Below are 16,521 nucleotides of genomic sequence, written 5' to 3' on the forward strand. Positions count from 1 at the left end.
CCGGCGCCACCAACTACTCCATTTTCAGTCTGCCGAGCGGCGCACCGTCAGTAGAAAGACGCTGTCCTCCCGCGCGATGACACTGTGCCGTTCGGGTGGAATCGGGATGATGTCACCGGCACTGAGATCCCAGTGTCGATCCCGGCCGCGAAGCTGCAGGTGCCCGGTCAGCACCTGCAGCGTCGCCTCGGGAGGACTGTCATGCTCGGGCAGTTCCTGATCGGCGAGTAGAGCCATCGCTGTCTGCCGCAGAATCGCCTCACGGCCGCCGTACACGGTCTTAGCAGCGCGGCGCGCATGAGACTCACGCGCAGTCGACAGCAACTGTTCCTGCAGCGTATGGAGATTGACCAGCATGTCGCTCATCATCGCACTCTCCGATCTCCGAGGGGTCAGATAATCTGACGACCCTCACGCTTCGCTTCGCGTGCGTCCTTCATAAATGCACGGACGATCACGACCAGTACACCGATGACGACCACCGGCCACACGAGCACGTATGCGGTCAGAATGATGATTTCCATCATGCGTCCTTTCCTGCGAATGCGCCGCTGACGGCGGCATCCGCGTCATTAACATCGATGACCCCAGTATCCACAGGGTCGAATTCGCCAGTGCGCTGGGCGATCAGGGCGAAGTCGAACCTCTTTTTCTTGTTCAGCATGGTCAGCGCGACACAGACGATGGTGCTTACCGCGTAGGCAACCAGCGAACCCGACAGCACCGGGTAGGTGTGCAGGAAGCCGATCCCGAACGGAGCCACCGCCACGGTGGAGATGATGCCGACCACGACTGCCACCCGGAGTCCGAAGAATCCGAACGACATCAGCGCCAGCACCACGCCCACACCGATTACGGAGAGCACATCGCTGGCGATGCCCAAGCCTCCGGAAAGGTCGATCCACTCGAAGCGCACAGGCAGGAACACAGCCAGGGCAGTGGCCACGGCGACGCTGAATGCGACGTTGGTGACGCGGTTCCAGTAGAAGCTTGCGATCACGGGGAACACGAGGGCTCCCCACATCGCACCGACGAACACCAGCAGATCGAGGATGTTGAACTGCATCGTCGCGAAGCAGAGCGCAGCCACGGTGGCACCGACCATCGTCAGTCGTCCCACGAGCAGCATCGTCTTCGGATTGGCGTTCTTCTTGCCGGCGATGTTCTGACCATAGATGTCTGCCATCGCGATCGATGAGAGCGCCGTCATATCGGCATCCGCTGTCGACGACAGCGAGCCGATGATCATCACGAAGAACACACAGATCAGTGCAGGCGGGAGGTAAGTCGCCGCCATCTGCGGGATCAGGTTGTTGACGTCGCCGTCCATCGGCTCAATACCCGCGTACAGGGCGAGGACGCCCAGCATGCCGATACCGATGATGGATGCTCCGTAGCCGAACGTCGCTGTGATGAACGTCTTCTTGATCAGGTCTTCCCGCACGGCGAACAGGCGCTGTGCGATGGTCTGGTTGCCGATCGCATATGCCAGCACGGCCGCGATGTACGGCGCACCCTGGTTGAAGAACGCGTCGGACGAGAAGAAGTCGCCCTGTTGCGGGGTCAGGTTTTTCGCACCGGTGACGAACAGGTCAGGACCGCCGGCGGCGAAGAAGATCACCGGGACGATGATCGCCACCGCGCCCAAGATCGCCAGAACCTGCGCGAAGTCGGTGAGTACCGACGCGCGGAATCCGGACCACAGCGTGTATGCAAGAACGCCGATCGCGATTGCGACGATGCCCTGCGTGAACGTGAACGGCGACAGCATCGAAATGAGCGCGCCACCTGCGATCAGGTTGGAGGTGAGACTGATGATGCTGCCGAGCACGTTGGAGCCCGCGAGCATGAGCTGGCTGGAGCGTCCGTGCCGGGCGAACATGACCTCGGCGATGGTGTGCGCCTTTGGCGCCACCTTGCGGATGCGTCGGCCGAAGGGGTAGATGAGCAGAATCATCAACGCGCCCCAGAGCCCGTAGTGAATGGGGCCGGAGATGCCGTAGGTGTAACCGGACGTGGCCGAGGCATACATTGATGATGCCCAGATCCAGGTCGCAGTCATGGATGCGGCCGAGATGCCGAATCCGATCTTGCCGCCGCCAGTCATGTACCCGTCGGCGTTCTCCTTCTTCCGGGAGATGCGGATGGACATGTACAGGCTGCCGCCGAAGAACAGCAGCATGAGCAGGATCACGATTGGTCCTGACAGTGTTTGGAGGTCGCCCACCGGGTCTCACTTTCTCGTCTTTGATGCGACAGAAGTCGCTGTTCGAAAAGAGAAAGTGCGCGCTAAGTGGGGGAGAAGTAAGCGGTGCGAGTAATGGACATTTGGGGCATAGATGCTGTCAGCATGAGGGCGAACGAACCTGGATCACTGAGGTGCATGGCAGCACACAGACGAGAGACCCGGGGTGCGACTCCTTTCGGTTCGGGTGTTTCGAGGCGCGCCAAACTAAGAGGCATCCTCGAATGGGAAGTAGATCGGTTGCGTTCGGCGCGCAGTCGGGCGCGTTTATCGCGTGAGAGCGCACACGCGCTCCCTGCTCATGCGGACACGAACATCCTTTACACCATAGCAAGGTCTTGGCGCGCCCGAGCCCACGCGCCTTCCGGCCCCCGCAAACAGACTCAGCTAAAGAGCACGATGGCGTAGACGGCGAAGAGTGCGAGGTGCGTCGCGCCATGCATCGCGGTCACCCTCTTTGCAGCGAACGTGGTCACGGAGAGCAATAGCGTCGCACCAAGCAGCAGAAGGTTCGCGGGGGACTCCGCCAGGATTACGGTCTGGTCCGTGAACATTCCGATGATGAGAACCGCCGGGATTGTGAGTCCGACAGTCGAGACGAGTGCGCCGTGGCAGAGGTTGTTCACCCGTTGGGCTTCGCCGCTCAGCGCCGCCCGCACGGCAGTGATGGACTCGGGGAGGAACACGATGGCGGCGATGAGAACGCCAGCGAGCGCGGCGGGCGCACCGATGCGGCCGAGCCCGTCGTCCAGAAGCGCTGCCATGTCGTGCGATAGCAACACGATCGGAATGACGGTGACCACCAGCAGGGCGAGGCGGACGATCACCTCGGTGCGGTGCTCGCGGATCACCTGCTGGATGCCGGGCGCTTCTGGTGCCGTTGTCGCAGGATGCTGCGGTCGAGGTGTACCCCGTTCGTCGACCTCGATGAAGTCGCCTGCTTGCGATCCCATCTGTCGGAACAGGAAGAATACGTAGAGCGCGAGAGTGAGGACGATGATCGGGAGTTGCTGGGCCGGTGTGTACGAGCCGTTCTCGCCGATGAGCGCGGGCAGGGCGAACGCGAGTGCAACGAGCACGACGAGCATTGCGAGATATGCCGAGGTGCCGGTTCGGTTGTGAGTCATCCCTCGGTGACGGATACCGCCGACGAGGAGCGCGAGCCCGATGACGAGGTTGAGGATGATCATCGACACCGCCATGACGGAGTCACGGGCGATCGTGGCATGCTCGCCAGGACCAAGCATGACGGCTGAGATGAGTATCACCTCGATGAGCACGATCGAGAGGGTGAGTACCAGCGAGCCGTACGGATCGCCGAGGCGATGGGCGAGCGCTTCCGCCTGTTTCACAACTCCGAACGCGCAGACCAGGATCACGCCGATGATTATGGCGAGCGCAATGAGCAGCAGCGGCGCCGGGACAGGCGCATCGAGCAGGGGGCGGGCGAGTAGCAGTGCGCCGAATGCGCCCCAGCCGAGCACTACGCGGACGATGTCGGTCGCTCCGACCAACTGCTTGAGATCTGTGGGGGACATCACGGGCTCCTTGGTGGGGCCGTCCCCTTGATGATGCAGCTGCCGAAGGTCGTCCTTCGGTGTCATTGAGTATCGAGGGTAGCAAATGCCGGTGATCGCTCCCTAGTACCTCAGCTCAGTGGCCCCTCCAGGACCGTGAGGGTGTCCACTCCGTAGAAGCCGACAGACTTGTTAAGCGCGAGCATGGGCTCATTGGTTAGCGCCGTGTACGTCTGCAGGGATCGTGATTCCACACTCTCGGGCAGGCTCATGAGCAGACGGAGGTTGGCAGTCTTCAGAGCGCGGCCGATACCTCGACCGCGAAAGCTCTTGTCGACGAAAGTGTCATCCTGATGCACAATCTCCGGATCTGAACGCGAAAGGAGGATCTCGGTGTAGCCAATACCGTCGCCGTCCGTGCATGCCAGACTTCGCACCAGGATGTAGCCCTGATCGTGCATACGTCGCTCATTTCGGCGCACTGCATCAACGTCTATGTTCGCCGGAATGCGGCTCAGGTCGCCCATCGGAACGTCGTCAGACATCCCTGCGCGCAGCCAGGCCCAGTTCTTGACAATTTCATCGGGACAACGCCCGCACCAGGAACGCACGTTAATGCCCGCAGGCGCGTCCGGAAATGCTGCAAGTTGCGCTGTCGGGAAAGGGAGATCCACAATCTGTCGACTTTCGCGATTGCCGATGCTTAGCCCTTCTGCGCGCGCGAATGTCACCCCAGCATCAGAATAGGTTTCGGTCTGAATGACGGTGGCTGTGCCTCGCAGCATGTCGCGCACGGCATTAAGCAGCATCCGGGCAACGCCACGTCGTCGAAAGCTGTCCAGGACAGCGATCTCCACGTCTGCCGGCTCGTTCGGAATGACGCTCGCTTCGGCCGCGCCGACCGGTACGTCACCGATCTTGGCCATAAGAAGTGCCGAGGTTCGTGTCGGGTGCGGATTCTGAAACTGAGCGAGCGTTGCGTCATCGCTACGGAACCAGACTTGCTGACGACCGGCCGCATACCCATCGCGCAGCACGCTGTTCCATTGGAGGAGCTGGCGGACATTCATCCGGTCGACGACTTCCACATGCAAGCTCATAGGGGGATCACACGACTTTCAACTACTCAACGGCCAAGACGGCACAGGTGTGCATTCTTCCAGATTCTGTTTTGGCACCTCTTTAGCAGCACCTGCCGTTCAAGCGCCGGCAGCCCGTCACGTACTCTGTCCTCATGCGCGGCGAGTATGTCGATGAGCGGGACTCCACATGGGAGCGTGACGACCCTCGCTTCCGCATCCTGGTGTTCAAGGGCCCTGACAACCAAGCGACAGCCGTAGACCTCGTCGACGCCACCCTCGACGAAGCCATGGATTCCGCGCATGCGCTTTCGAACGGCGACCAACACTTCTGGTCGTTGGCGATCGTGGATGACGACTCGCATGGTGCACGCGGGTTGATTTGGCTTTCTGGGATGGATTACAACGACACTCCTGTCACTGCACGTCAATGGCTGCTCCGCCGACAGATGCAGAGCCGCTACCTGTTGGCCAGGACTCAACGCGGGTTGCAACCACTCCTACCCAATGGCCTGCGACTGCTTCGCGTGTTCCCCGAGTGGATCAGCGGCTGGCCGCTGTGGGAGGACTTCTCCGACGAATACCGCCTCGGCGTCAGCTCCATCGATATCTCACCTGATTTGGGCTCTGCATTGTTTGATTGGAACGAGGAGTGGCTGACGAGACAAGTGGATGAACCGCTCGCCGATCCCAACGGCTGGCGCGAGCGGGGCGTGCTGCTTGTCGATCAGCTCCAGCGCGAGCTGAAGGGTGTGGCAGAGGTTCGTCCCGGATTTTTGTGGTGAGCCCTTCCCCAGGCGCACGGGCGGTCACGGACCATCGACCAACCGCCTCTCACACGGCAGGCAGTGTCGCAAGGTATCCAGGTCACGGTCCCGGGGGTCACGATCCGCGCGGATGCCTCCTTGTGGCGAGCCCACTCACCGACACCTCCACACGTCAGGCGCTGAGGTTCAGAGACACATCGGTCAGCGCTCTGGGAGGCACTGTTCTGATCGTTACCCAGCGATACGGAAGACTCCGATCCCGGTTTCGCCGTCGGAGGTGTAGACGGGGATCGTCCAGCCGTTCGGGTACTTCTCGGCGGCTTCTTCCTGCCAGCGCAGTGCCTCATCTGGATTCGTTGGCATTCCCTCTTGGTCAGGGCTGGGGGAGTTCAGTTCGTTCGCGAACGCATATCCCTCGACGGCTGAGCCATCTGGTGCGATGCCGACCACGCTGACCAGGTCTGGGTCGCCCTGAGTTGAGCCCATGATGCCGTATGTCTGCCCGTTCGCGTTGATGCCGAGGCTGGTGGGCACGTGGGTGACGTACTGAACAGTCACGATCCCAGTGAACGCGGAGGGCGTCAGGTACAAGGTGTCCACGGAACTATCTAAAGGGAAGTCGTACCAGGCCGCGGAGTTCGGGCCGGCGGAGAGGTCCTCGGCGCTCCATGACGCGGAAGGGTTGTTCCCGCCCGGATCGGTGCCCCAGTTGATGGATCCCTGGGTCGACGCCGTGATCGTGACGCGGGCGTGAGTCGCCGCATCCGGTCGGTCTCGCAGCGAGATCTGCGTCGCAGTCTCGACGGTTCGGCTGATCGGTTCGCCGAGCAGAGAGATGATGGGCGCGCCCGGTATCACGCCTGCGGGCGCCGTGACAGCATCCGAGTAGCGGGGTGTGGGCTCCCCTGACGGTTGGGCCGGCGCCACGGTGAATATCCCGGTGGCGGCGAACGCTCCCGCAGATACTCCGGCACCTGCCAGTGCGCCAACCAGAACAAAGCCCACGGCCCACAGCCTCCGCTTCCGGCGGGAGGGCGGGTTCTCGGCGACGTGGTTGATGAGGTTCGCTCTGATGATCTCGGAGCGTTCCGGGGTGAAACCTGTCATCATGACCCTCCTTCAGTGAGCAGATGCGGAGCGACGACGGATCGCAGTCGTGTGCGGATTCGAGAGAGTCGCATCTTGGCAGCTGACTCGGTAAGCCCCAACACGGTCGCAGCCTCACGGATCGTAAAACCCTCCAGGGCCGTCATCGCGAGAAGGTTCGCGTCCGCCGGGCGTGCAGCCGCGATCGCTTCCCGCAGCGCGACCAGTTTTTCGTCTGCGCGGTCCGCGATCCGATCTGCAGGATCGGGCACGACGGGCGGGGCAGGCAACGCCGCAAGGAACCGGTCATAGCGACGTCTCGCGCGGGCCGCGTTCCGCGACACGTTCTGCGCCGTGACGATCAACCATGGCAGCAGTGACCCGTCAACGAACCTCACCGATCCCCGGCGTCGCCACGACTCCAGGAACGTGGCCGCAGTCAGGTCCTCGGAGTTACTCGCGGTATTGCCGCTCGCAATCAGATGACGGAAGACACGGTCACGGTGCCGGTCCCAAATCACGCCGTAACGACGCATATCGCCCGCCAGCACGAGCACCCACACCATCTCATCCGAATCATCCGCCACACTTCATAATGTCCGCAGCCGCCCGAATAGTCACAACCTCTCCGCGACGAATGGGACTGCTGCACGGTTGGGTGACAGTTTCCAGTCACGCCGCCAGTGCGATGGTCGTGTTCATGATGGTCTCGAATTCTATGGGCGTCGAACGAGGTGATCGCCGTTCTCAGTGGATTCGTGAGCGTCGGTGTTGCAGCGACCCGACGACAAAACGTCATGCAGATCGCGATCTTGATTGGGGTCGCGATCGCGATCATAGTTAGTGCGCTGGCTGTGAGCACGGAGGCAGGCGACTTGTTGTTGTCTCGGATCGATCTCACCGCTGTCCCAAGTGCGGTCTCGGCCAACGGTAGGGGTCTCGATGACAGGAAGCGGCGTCAGCTCCCTGGCGGGATTGCGGCTTGCCAAGCGGTCACATGCACGGTCGCGCCGGAGATGATGTCCAACGGGGTATCCCAGGAGAGCCGATCTTCTCCCGGAAGCACGGCAATCCATAAACTGCGGGCCGCAAGCTGTCCGTGTACCGAGTTCGCATCCCACCCGATCACAGCCGAGGCCGACTCGCCCGGCTGGAGGGTGACCGGCGATGCGCCTGGGTCCTCCGCCATGAACGAGCGGCCGTGCTCGACAACCACGTCGAGAAGGTGCTCGTTCTGGTCTCCGTAAACGATGTCCGGATACCCGTCGACGACGCACGCCTTCTCCGAGACGTTCACGAGCGACAGCGACTGCCCTCGGTGTCCGGTGGCGGCATCCGGCGCCGGTGCCAGGATCGTCGTGTTCGTCGACGTGCACGCATCTTCGGCCGACAGGCCTTCGGAGGGCGCTGCGGTCGGCACCGGTTCACCTGCCGCGGAGGGATCCGGGGCAGCCGCCCCTTCCGGATCGGCTTGCCCCTGCGCCGCCGCCTGTTCCTCGCGTAGCTGTTCCTGCGTCGCGTTTTGACCAGCCACGGCCGCGAACGGAAGACCGATCAGCGCGATGACCGCGATCAGGGAAACGACGGCAGTCGACGCCGTCACACCGGAGGTACGGCGCGAAGGCGTCGAATCCGAGTCCTTCACCCGTCCCGACCGCACCCACACGAGCGCCGGAATCCACCCCACCAGGGCGGCCCACCAGGTCGTCAGAGGTGCGGCACCCATGGTTCCTGCGGCGCCACGGACCCCGAAGGCACCGACCCAGGAGACGAAATTTCCAAGATCCAGGGCAGCGCCGATGGCGAAGGCGGTCAGAACCGCGGAGAGCCAACCGGCCGCGAAGGCAGCATGACCTGCCGAGAACCTGGAGGCAAGCACAGCGAACCCGGCGACGAGCACGGCCGCCATCAGCATCTGAACGCCGGCCGCCCACAGGACTGGGCTTCCGAAGACCCCGCGGCCCATGGGGGAGGGGACGAGCTGAGCCAGCGTCGCCATACTCCCGCCGGCCGAGTACAGAAAGTGCGGCGCCCAGCCGCAGAGGAACCACAGGACGGCGAGCACCCCTCCGCCGATCAGACCACGCCGCATCGTACTCCCTCCGGTCAGCACCACGCACGCGCGGATGCCTCGACCCTATCGTCACGATTTCCGCGCCCGCTCATACCCCATGGGTTTCGAGACACCGAGGTTATGCGACAGCCGATCAAGTTGACGCTGTCCGTCAAAACACCTCGTTGAGGACGGTATCTGAGGCGCTGATGGGATACGCATCGAGATTGGGAGCATCAAGGATCGTTAGCGCTGTGCTCTGTGTACATCCGACGATGAGGCTTCGCGCGTAGATGTCTTGACCGACGAACCAGCGGAGATCGGATGGCCACCAGTACATCGGCACACGCCCGATCACGGTAGCCGGAACGAGGGGAACTTGACCCTCGTCGATCAAGGGGCCGGAATAGAGCACCATCTCGCGCCGATACGGTGAAAACATCACTGCCGGCCCCCGGAACTCCGTGGCGTAGCCGGTCCAAGTCGCGAAATAGTGAATGCTTGTATCCACGTGAAGTGCCTCGATGAGCGCAATTGCGAGGCTAGCGTGGGGGTCTCCCATCCGTGGTTCCCCGTCGCCGTCGGGAAGCACGACACCTTCAACGGTCTCGAACTCGGGCCACTGCATCCAAGCCCGAGGCTCGACTCCGCTCCGGTTCACGGCATCCGTCCACGACACCGTCGAGCCGTCGCGAAGCTCGATCGGATTGAGGATGCGCACATACGACTCGTAGCCGGGCGGGACGACCGACGTCACTCTGCTTCCCGTCGGGTCGAGCAGTTGGGCCACGGCCTCGGCCGGGCGAAGACCCTCTTCATGACGCAGTGGGTGCACGTTGATGCTCCTGAACTCCCTCACGAGTTGGATGCTCTGGCTCGAGCTTGCGCCAGAACTGCACCGCATGTAGCGACTCGCAGCCGGATCAATGCGTCGAGGAGTCGTCCTCGGCGACGCTGAGCAAGGCCTCTAGCTCCTCGCAGGTGAAGGGCACTCCGGTATACGTACTATCCGGGAGTGTGCACAGGGTGAGCTGCGGGACGAGTGTGGGCGTCTGCTGCTCGGACTGGATGCTCTGTAGCTCGACACGGGTCGTCAGCGTGCCGTCTGCCCACAGCTCGGCGCATGCCGCGAGCATCCGCACGTCGGCATCGCCGCCGCTCTCGACGATTTTTTCAATCCCGTCCAAGACCGACTGACCTTCGGAGATGTTGACCCCGTCGGCGCACAGAACTGTCAACGATTCCGCCGTCGACTTCTCCGCCGGTGCCGATGTCGCTGCCTGGAACCCTAGGACGCCGAACGTACCGACCGAAAGCACAACCATGCCCGTCCCGCCAATTAATCCGGCGCGGCGGCGTCGGGCTTTCGAGGGGTGTGTCGCATCCGCACGCACGCCCCGCACGAGCTCACCGCGCAGCCGTTCGCGGAACTGTGGATCGAGAGAATCCTCGCGAGTCATCGTGCCTCCATCCAGCCCTCGAGCGCGCCCGGGTGTGTGACCTCCACCGCTAGGCGCAGACGCTGTTTCGCCCGATTCAGTCGAGTGCGGATCGTTCCCGAAGGGAGCCGCATCATCGTCGCCACTTCGCGCGGCAGCAGTTGTTCGATAATGCACAACGCCAGCACTTCCTGATCCGATCTCGACAACTGGTCGAACGCCATACGAACGGGCTCGCGCATCCCCTCCAACGCCACGCGTTCCAACACGGCATCGGCATGATCATGTACAGGCTCCGCTCGCAGGCGGTTCAGCGCCTTCTCGTGACGGATCCTGGACCGGGTCGTGTTGCGCGAGATGTTCGTCGCCGTCACCAGGAGCCAGGCGATGACCGAGCCGTCCACAATGCGGACACGACGGCGTGCCCGCCATGCTTCCAAGAACACCAACGCGGTGACGTCTTCTGCGTCAGCCATGTTCATGGTGAAGCGTCGGGCGTGCCGATGGACACGGTCGACATGCCGATCGAACACCGTCGCGAACGCGTGCTCATCGCCTGCGAGCGCCCGCGCCCATAGCTCGCCATCTCCTCCTTCATCCAGGTCACGATCTGTCGAGCTCACACCGGCTCCAGCGCGGGTTGAACCACGATTTGTCCTTCGCCGTAACGGTCATCCAGTTCCTGCTGCAGGGTCCCGCCTCGGTCGTATGGCACCGAGAGGTAAACAGTTCCGGACATGGTGTCAAAACCCACCGCCCCGCCATATTCGTGCACGATCTCCTGCACAAGCGCGTCCAGTTCCTCCGCTGTGTGATCAGCGGTGACCACACAGAGCGCTCCACCCCAGACTTCTCTCAGTCGCGTTTCGGCCGCTGCCACGTCGCCGCGAATAGCGACATTGAGGATGTTGCGGCCCGCATGCACCGCGTAGTGGTCCAATCCATCCGATGGATCCGTGTTCGCAGGAACAGGAGGAACGAGGGTGTTGTCGATCCATGTGGCCGCGTAGCCCTCCATCTGCGCAGCGACTTCGACTGCTGCGTTCAACGCTTCCAGCGTCGCACGCGACTCGTCGACAATCTGCCAACCGTGCTCGGGCTCAGTGCACTTGGTGGAGAATGTCATCGGTTCTGGCGTAGCGTCTGACTGCACGATATTGGCGCCGTCTGACACTGATTCCACTGTGAGTGTCGCAGCAGCAGTGTCATAAGTGCCCGTGACCAGGTACTCACCCCATCGGGTACCCCCTGCCTCGTCATATTCACCCGGAACCGCGTCCCAGTCCCAACCGACCAAATCGAGGCCGTCCGCGCATCCGGGAGGGATGGACTGCAGCACTCCGCCAAGGCAGAGCTGAGCGCGATCACCTCGATCGATGACCGTGACTGGATGTCCAGGCGTCAACAGTTCAACGCTGTTCGACGACGCCGGTTCCGCCATCTGCGGATCGGTACCCGCTGACACAGCGCACGCACTGAGCGACGAGGCGAGGAATGCGCCCGCCATCGCTGCCACAATGAGTCGCTTCTTGATGTTCGCCGCCATCGTGTCTCCGTTCACTTCCGAGGTTATCCCTCACTCTGAAGTGTCCGCAGCGTCGAAAACGTTACATCCGCCAGGTCATATGTCCCCACCGATACCCGCTGCGCAAAGGTAGTCATGGCTCGATTTTCAGTGTCCGAAGTCGCCCCCACTTCGGTCCACAGTCATCATCACTCGGGTTCAACGCGGTGGGTTGAAAGCTGCACGCGGGGCAGAAGACCCCTGCGGGAAGGCGCGGCCTGACTTCGGCTCCGGGTGAACGCTGCACGCACCGTGCTCAAACGACACGTGCTCACAGCGCCTCGCAAAGAGTGCCCCGGGTGACAGCCGTCTACCTGCAGTTCAACATTCGGCCGACATCGCGGAGGGAAAGAAAAAGCCCCCGGTTTCCCGGGGGCTTCTCTCTTTGGTGGATCTGAGGGGACTCGAACCCCTGACCCCCTGCATGCCATGCAGGTGCGCTACCAGCTGCGCCACAGACCCATCTTTGCGCCCCGGATGAACGGGGCAACTTGAAAAGAATACAACATTCGAAGCGGCGTCCGCCAATCGGGCACAGCGCCCGGGTGTTTCATCGTGAGGGAGGTGGAACATTGTTGCGGATGCATGCGTTGCCATAGATATGGAGATCGTGGACAGCATCGTGATCGGCGCAGGGCAAGCGGGTCTGTCGACCTCGTACCACCTGAAACGCCTGGGCATCGATCACCTGGTCCTTGACGCGAACGATGCTCCGGGCGGTGCCTGGCAGCATCGGTGGGACGCGCTCACCATGGTCGACGTGCACGGCGTTGCCGAACTCCCCGATGCGCAGGCGCCGGCACGCGATGGCAAACGTGCGAACGTCGCAGTGCCGGCATCCTTCGCAGACTACGAGCGCGAAAATGTTCTTCCCATCGTCCGTCCAGTGCACGTCGATCATGTCACCGACGAAGACGGCATCCTCGTCGTGCACGCCGGGGAGCGCGAATGGCGCACCCGCACTCTTGTGAACGCCACCGGCACGTGGACGCAGCCTTTCCTGCCGCACTACCCGGGCATGGAGACCTTCGTCGGCGACCAACTGCACACGATCGACTATCCGGGTCCTGACCACTTTCTGGGCAAGCGGGTGCTCGTCGTGGGTGGCGGCGCATCTGCTGTTCAGTTTCTCGGCGCACTCGCACCGATCACAGAAACGCTCTGGGCCACCCGCCGAGAGCCGGTCTGGCGTGATGATGACTTCAATCCCGATGCCGGAGCAGCTGCGGTCGCCCTCGTCGAGCTGCGTGTTGCGCAGGGACTGCCGCCGCAGAGCGTAGTCAGCGTCACCGGGCTCATGCTGCGTCAACAGGAGCGCGAGGCAGAGCGACTCGGCGCCTACTCCGACCGTCGTCCGATGTTCCAGCGGATCGAAGCGGATGGCGTGCGTTGGGCGGATGGCTCCTTCGAACAGGTCGATGCAATTCTCTGGGCGACCGGCTTTCGCCCGGCGATCGGACACCTCGCACCTTTGCACCTGCGCAGCGAATCAGGTGGCATCCAATTAGATCGGAACGGACGCGGAACGACCGCAGTCAAGGATCCGCGCATTCAGCTCGTCGGCTACGGACCTTCCGCCAGCACGATCGGCGCCAACCGCGCAGGCCGCACGGCTGCGAAGGGCGCGCAGCGCGCCCTCGAGACGATGACGACCAGCGTCACCAGCGGTTGAGGACGTCCTCGGCCCAGCCTTCGATCCCGTCGACCAGCACGCGCTCGTCGGCGGCATCCAGCACCCAACCGCTCCAGGTGCCGAACAACTGATCTGTGCGTGTAGAGATCACGAGCACGTTCGTCCGTGAATGCTTGTTGTAGAACGGCGTGAACGTCAGATTCGCCCGCTCGCCGTGAATATGCCAGGGCTTCATCCAATCGGCGGAGTCGTAGTCCCAGACCAAATCTTCACTGATCTTCGACAGCGTCCCGTCGACGACGACCGCGTTCTCGGTTGCGCCTGATCCATCGGTCCACTTCGATCCGAGCTGCAGACCGATCACGCGTCCATCGACGACCCCGCTGCCGGCCGCCCAGTTCCACCACACCTGATACGGCCAGCGTCCGCGACCATGGTCGAGTACTGCCCAGCTGCCGTCGGGCACGTCGAGCGCCTTGCCATCGATCGTGAGTGTGCCGTGCGCAGGGCGCGCGACATCCTTGACCGTGTACTGGAAATGACGGATGCTGTCGCCTCGCCGCCACGGCACGACAACGCCCATCGACTCATGACCGGGTGGTCGATCCGCAATGATGTCGAACGACACTCGTGGCGCCGTGCCGCGGAGCCGCGTACCTCCCGCGGTCCCGGCATCCTCATCGATCTCATCGATGTCGAGAGTGACCTTCCCGGTGCGCGCCCTCGCCGGCCCATCGCCGAGGGATGCCGGCAGTGTCGCACTGCGCCCGCCAGGGGAGAGAACCGTGGTGTCGATCTCCTCGCCCGTTGCCCGGTCAAACACCCACACGGAATGCAACGACAGATAGTCGATGCACGAGACCGTGAGCGCGACGATGTGCGTGGGCGTCATGATGCCCCAGTACTCCCACCGCTTGTTACGGCCCCAGTGGCCGCGACCTGGGATGCCTGAGGTGTCATGCAGCGGGGTGCGCGTCCACCCGAGGGCAGCCGGGTTCAGCCGGCCGTCTGCACCGATGAGCGACACACGATTAGTGATCTCACGCTCGAGCATGAAGAGATTCTACGGCGCATTGTGGCCGCAGCCGGATAGCCTGGACGCATGATCCGCGCGCTGTTCACGATCATCTGGCTCCTGTTGTCGGTCTGGCTGCTGATCTGGGTGGGCGAGAGCCTGTTCGGCATAGACCAGCGGCAGTCGATCCTTCCCTTCCACAGCGATGACCCGCTCACCGCCCCGATCATCATCGGCACCAGCTGGGGCATCATCTTGACGATCGCTGGGGCGGCGTCTGCATTTGGTCGCCGTGCGGCGCCGCGTGGCGACACGGAGATCGGGGTCGGGGTGATCGTGGACCTCGTCCGGGGCAGCATTCGCGTGAATGACCTGCCGCAGTTCGACATCTACCTCCGAGTCACTGGCGCCGACGGGGTGGAGTTCATCAGTCATATGCGTCGGACGCTCGAGCCGGCCGAAGAAGCGATGCTTCAGGTGGGTATGCCGTTGCCAGTGCATTACAGCGTGACCGATGCTGACGTGGTCACGCTCGCCGACATGACCGACCTCGTCGTACGGGACGCAATGCTCGACTGGCGCATCCGCCGCGGTCTGATCGAACCTCGGCAGGTGCGGGCGCGCACCTCAGGCATCCAGGCGCCGGCCTCGATTCTCAGCACTCGCCCCACCGGTACTCGCAGAGAAGGGCAGAGCGAGCTCGCGCTGCGTGTGCTGGTGACCCCGGATGGTCAGTCGAGCTGGGAGACCGACACCACGGTGTTTGTCTATCCGGATGCGATCTCACGGTTGCAGGTCGGCTCGCCGGTGTGGGCGATGTACAGGCGTGAAGATCCACACACGATTGCCATCACGATCGAGCAGGAGGTCGGCCGATGAATCTGCTCGACTCGCTCGTCTGGCTGGTCAATTTTCCGGTCACGCACGGCTACGCGATCACCTTCATCGCTGCGTTTTCGATGGTCGGATGCTTCATGCTGGCCGCGCGTTCCCGGAAGGTCTCCGTCGCATTGGCAGATATCCGCGAACGCGAAGGGCTCCCGAGCACGTCGCAGGGGCGTCCCGGAATCGAGGTGCTGTCGCGAATCCGACGCATCATCTTCGGCGCGCTGGGGCTTGTGATGCTCGTATCTCTTGTTCTCGGCATCCTCGCAACCACTGGTGTGCCGCTCACCCGTGGCTACATCCACGACAACGGAGTTCCCACCACGGGAGAAGTCGACGGTGGATGGGTCAGCTTCACCTCCAGCGCCGGTGTCGAGTACACCCTGCGCAACGACTCGTTCACACCATCGGTGCATCCGGACACAGGCTCTTACGTAGGATCGGGTGAACCGGTGGTCATCCGCTACCTTCCCTCGCACCCTCAGGCCTACGTCATCGACACCACTCAATCGCCGCAGTAACTCGCGTCGCCCCCGTCACAAGCAAGGAGAACATCATGTCCCGCGTCATCGTCTTCGGCGGCCACGGCCGCATCGCACTTCTGCTCGCTCCGCTGCTCGTCGCTCGTGGCGACGAGGTCACCGCGGTCATCCGCAACCCAGACCACGTCGCCGATGTGGAGGCAGGCGGGGCCACTGCTCTCGTCGCCGATGTTGAGACGCTGGATGTGGCGGCACTCGCCGAGATCATCCGCGGACATGACGCCGTGGTGTGGTCGGCTGGTGCGGGCGGTGGGGCGCCGGAACGCACCTACGCGGTCGATCGCGACGCGGCCATCCGCACGATGGATGCTGCTGCGCTCGCCGGAGTCAAACGATACGTCATGGTCTCCTGGCTGGGATCCACCGCCGACCACGGCGTTGCACCTGAAGACTCCTTCTTCGCCTATGCCGACGCGAAATGGGCGGCCGACGAGCATCTGCGCGGCACAGCGCTCGAGGGCACCATCCTCGGCCCGGGGACCCTGACCTTCGACGATCCGACCGGCCGCATCGATCTGGATGCGCCGGACAATGGTGCCGTCTCGCGCGCCGATGTCGCAGCGGTGATTGCCGCAACTCTGCACGAGCCGCTCACCATCGGACGCACTATTCGGTTCGGAAATGGCACTGCCGAGTCATCCGAGGACATCGCGACGGCGCTGGCACGCTGAGGATCCCATCCCGCGAGAGACAGTG

The 16,521-nt window shown here is 63.0% G+C and carries 18 protein-coding genes and 1 tRNA gene; 5 read left to right on the plus strand and 14 right to left on the minus strand.

Features of this window, described 5'->3' with window-relative positions; translation table 11 throughout:
• Positions 1-24: 24 nt before the first annotated feature.
• The 5 genes from AC1C2O_RS01115 to AC1C2O_RS01135 form a co-directional block, all read right to left on the minus strand.
• Positions 25-366, minus strand: a complete 342-nt coding sequence (locus tag AC1C2O_RS01115; protein WP_495428588.1) for a cupin domain-containing protein — start codon at positions 364-366, stop codon at positions 25-27.
• A gap of 26 nt (positions 367-392) precedes the next feature.
• Complete coding sequence (locus tag AC1C2O_RS01120; RefSeq protein WP_495428589.1) at positions 393-527, minus strand: putative transporter small subunit; 135 nt, start codon at positions 525-527, stop codon at positions 393-395.
• On the minus strand, positions 524-2,182 hold the full coding sequence (locus AC1C2O_RS01125) for a sodium:solute symporter family protein (RefSeq protein WP_495431637.1): 1,659 nt from the start codon (positions 2,180-2,182) through the stop codon (positions 524-526). Before AC1C2O_RS01125 ends, AC1C2O_RS01120 begins: the two co-directional genes overlap by 4 nt.
• 446 nt (positions 2,183-2,628) lie before the next feature.
• Positions 2,629-3,783 carry a calcium:cation antiporter gene (locus AC1C2O_RS01130; protein WP_495428590.1) on the minus strand — a complete coding sequence of 385 codons (1,155 nt, stop codon included), beginning with the start codon at positions 3,781-3,783 and terminating at the stop codon, positions 2,629-2,631.
• 110 nt (positions 3,784-3,893) lie between these two features.
• Complete coding sequence (locus AC1C2O_RS01135) at positions 3,894-4,850, minus strand: GNAT family N-acetyltransferase (RefSeq protein ID WP_495428591.1); 957 nt, start codon at positions 4,848-4,850, stop codon at positions 3,894-3,896.
• 146 nt (positions 4,851-4,996) lie between these two features.
• On the opposite strand from AC1C2O_RS01135, the gene AC1C2O_RS01140 reads away from it, so the two are divergent.
• Complete coding sequence (locus AC1C2O_RS01140) at positions 4,997-5,626, plus strand: hypothetical protein (RefSeq protein ID WP_495428592.1); 630 nt, start codon at positions 4,997-4,999, stop codon at positions 5,624-5,626.
• 213 nt (positions 5,627-5,839) lie between these two features.
• Here the strand turns inward: AC1C2O_RS01140 and AC1C2O_RS01145 are convergent, their stop codons facing one another.
• The 8 genes from AC1C2O_RS01145 to AC1C2O_RS01180 form a co-directional block, all read right to left on the minus strand.
• Positions 5,840-6,718 carry a hypothetical protein gene (locus AC1C2O_RS01145; protein ID WP_495428593.1) on the minus strand — a complete coding sequence of 293 codons (879 nt, stop codon included), beginning with the start codon at positions 6,716-6,718 and terminating at the stop codon, positions 5,840-5,842.
• Positions 6,715-7,281 carry an RNA polymerase sigma factor gene (locus AC1C2O_RS01150; protein WP_495428594.1) on the minus strand — a complete coding sequence of 189 codons (567 nt, stop codon included), beginning with the start codon at positions 7,279-7,281 and terminating at the stop codon, positions 6,715-6,717. Before AC1C2O_RS01150 ends, AC1C2O_RS01145 begins: the two co-directional genes overlap by 4 nt.
• A 371-nt stretch (positions 7,282-7,652) precedes the next feature.
• Positions 7,653-8,786, minus strand: a complete 1,134-nt coding sequence (locus tag AC1C2O_RS01155) for a DUF4232 domain-containing protein (protein ID WP_495428595.1) — start codon at positions 8,784-8,786, stop codon at positions 7,653-7,655.
• Positions 8,787-8,919: 133 nt separating this feature from the next.
• Entirely contained in the window at positions 8,920-9,606 is a 687-nt protein-coding gene (locus AC1C2O_RS01160) for a hypothetical protein (protein ID WP_495428596.1), read from the minus strand.
• Positions 9,607-9,670: 64 nt separating this feature from the next.
• Positions 9,671-10,207 carry a hypothetical protein gene (locus AC1C2O_RS01165; protein ID WP_495428597.1) on the minus strand — a complete coding sequence of 179 codons (537 nt, stop codon included), beginning with the start codon at positions 10,205-10,207 and terminating at the stop codon, positions 9,671-9,673.
• A complete protein-coding gene (locus tag AC1C2O_RS01170) occupies positions 10,204-10,809 on the minus strand; it encodes an RNA polymerase sigma factor (protein WP_495428598.1) in 606 nt (201 codons plus the stop codon). The genes AC1C2O_RS01165 and AC1C2O_RS01170 overlap by 4 nt, the downstream gene beginning before the upstream one ends.
• Complete coding sequence (locus AC1C2O_RS01175) at positions 10,806-11,732, minus strand: hypothetical protein (RefSeq protein WP_495428599.1); 927 nt, start codon at positions 11,730-11,732, stop codon at positions 10,806-10,808. The genes AC1C2O_RS01170 and AC1C2O_RS01175 overlap by 4 nt, the downstream gene beginning before the upstream one ends.
• Positions 11,733-12,136: 404 nt before the next feature.
• Positions 12,137-12,212 (minus strand) — tRNA-Ala (locus tag AC1C2O_RS01180).
• Positions 12,213-12,351: 139 nt separating this feature from the next.
• On the opposite strand from AC1C2O_RS01180, the gene AC1C2O_RS01185 reads away from it, so the two are divergent.
• Positions 12,352-13,422, plus strand: a complete 1,071-nt coding sequence (locus AC1C2O_RS01185) for an NAD(P)-binding domain-containing protein (RefSeq protein WP_495428600.1) — start codon at positions 12,352-12,354, stop codon at positions 13,420-13,422.
• Here the strand turns inward: AC1C2O_RS01185 and AC1C2O_RS01190 are convergent.
• Complete coding sequence (locus tag AC1C2O_RS01190; RefSeq protein WP_495428601.1) at positions 13,409-14,437, minus strand: DUF2804 domain-containing protein; 1,029 nt, start codon at positions 14,435-14,437, stop codon at positions 13,409-13,411. The genes AC1C2O_RS01185 and AC1C2O_RS01190 overlap by 14 nt on opposite strands.
• A 48-nt stretch (positions 14,438-14,485) precedes the next feature.
• Here AC1C2O_RS01190 and AC1C2O_RS01195 point away from each other — a divergent pair, with 48 nt between their 5' ends.
• Genes AC1C2O_RS01195 through AC1C2O_RS01205 form a run of 3 tightly spaced genes read left to right on the plus strand, consistent with a single transcriptional unit; the run spans position 14,486 to position 16,496 of the window.
• On the plus strand, positions 14,486-15,277 hold the full coding sequence (locus AC1C2O_RS01195) for a hypothetical protein (protein WP_495428602.1): 792 nt from the start codon (positions 14,486-14,488) through the stop codon (positions 15,275-15,277).
• Positions 15,274-15,804, plus strand: coding sequence for a hypothetical protein (locus AC1C2O_RS01200; RefSeq protein ID WP_495428603.1), 531 nt, complete (start codon positions 15,274-15,276; stop codon positions 15,802-15,804). The genes AC1C2O_RS01195 and AC1C2O_RS01200 overlap by 4 nt, the downstream gene beginning before the upstream one ends.
• Positions 15,805-15,839: 35 nt before the next feature.
• Positions 15,840-16,496: an SDR family oxidoreductase gene (locus AC1C2O_RS01205; protein WP_495428604.1), complete on the plus strand. Its 657-nt coding sequence runs from the start codon at positions 15,840-15,842 to the stop codon at positions 16,494-16,496.
• Positions 16,497-16,521 lie beyond the last annotated feature (25 nt).

The sequence above is a fragment of the Microbacterium sp. Y355 genome (assembly GCF_059445345.1).